Source organism: Myroides sp. LoEW2-1 (assembly GCF_009767705.1).
Lineage (GTDB): Bacteria > Bacteroidota > Bacteroidia > Flavobacteriales > Flavobacteriaceae > Flavobacterium > Flavobacterium album_A.
Window position 1 is genome coordinate 1 of the sequence record NZ_WSPP01000199.1, and the last position, 1,378, is coordinate 1,378.

A 1,378-nucleotide genomic window follows, 5' to 3' on the forward strand; every position below is an offset into this window, starting at 1 on the left:
ATATACAAGTATGAGCAATAAGACAGAATAAAAACACATATAAGTAGATACAATGAAACACCCCTTTAGTACTATTAATTACGAACAAGTGTTAAAGAAAACTTAAGCCACTTTCACAACACACAAAAGACACCTATTATGACAAACACAAGACAAAAAATTCAAATTCAATCTAGTTTGATTGAATTGAAAAATTCACCAAATGAAGACTTTAAAATTTACACACAAGAAGAAGGAAAGAAATTATTCATTCCTTACAATAAAAAGTCTTACTACAAAGTTTCTTACTTAAAAAGCAAGAGTAAATTTTTTAGTGGAACAAAGGTAATTGAATTAGAAGGTCCAACTTTATTCTTTTCAAACCCTTTATCTCCTTATACATTTGAACCTATATCTGAAAATCCAGAAGGTTACTTCTGTTTATTTAGCAATAATTTCTTAGGTTTCAAAAGTAACTTAATGAAATCGATTTTATTTCACCTTGAGGAGAACCCTGTTTTTAGTCTAACCCCATCTCAGGATGAATTAATTTCTTTTATCTTCAAAAAGATGAAAGAAGAAGCGTCACAATCTTACGCACAGAAAATAGAATTATTAAGAAACTACATTGAGATTATTATTCACCAAAGTAATAAACTAAATGTTGCTTATAAAGTAGAGCATAAAAAGAATGCGCCACAACGTTTGTGCTCACAGTTTTTGGAATTATTAGAGAAACAGTTCCCTGTGACATCTATTCAAAATGTCTTAGAATTAAAGACTCCTAATGATTTCGCAACAAAACTAAGTGTACATACAAATCACTTGAATCACACAATTAATAAGATATTAGGTAAATCTACTTCAACATGTATACAAGAAAGAATACTTGTTGAAGCTAAAAAACTACTAAGTACAACAGACTGGAGTGTGTCAGAGATAGCTTATACATTAGGCTTTGAATATCCAACATATTTCTCTAGTTTCTTTAAAAAAGCAACTAAAATGAGTCCAAACGTATTTAGGAAAAACTAATAAACACATAAATTCATTTGAAATTTATAAGTTTATGTGAGATAAAAATCTTATTTTTACAACAGAAAAAAACATTTTCACTTAAATTACTTCATGTATAATTATTGCTCTTTCTTCAAGCAATTAAAATAACTGAAGAAACAGTAGCCCTAATCTTTTTTTATTGCATAGCAGCCACCTTTTTAAGGTGGCTGCTTTCATTTTGAATCTCTATCTCAGTTGTAGAAAAATTTAGAACAAGTTAAATTTCTAAATAATCATAAAGTTTTAATTGACAATATAAATAGTCAAGCCTTTTCAGTTTACTTGAACAGATGTCCTATTACGATATCTAATCTTATTTCCTTAACTACTGTTACAATAC

1 protein-coding gene is annotated in these 1,378 nt (G+C 28.2%); it reads left to right on the forward strand.

All coding sequences use genetic code 11. The annotated features are described in order from the left end of the window. Positions 1-138: 138 nt before the first annotated feature. Positions 139-1,014, forward strand: a complete 876-nt coding sequence (locus tag GOQ24_RS11745) for a helix-turn-helix domain-containing protein (RefSeq protein WP_155091066.1) — start codon at positions 139-141, stop codon at positions 1,012-1,014. Positions 1,015-1,378 lie beyond the last annotated feature (364 nt).

Coding starts and splice junctions, on each gene's coding strand:
- GOQ24_RS11745 (WP_155091066.1), top strand. CDS start 139: ATGACAAACACAAGACAAAAAATTCAAATTCAATCTAGTTTGATTGAA.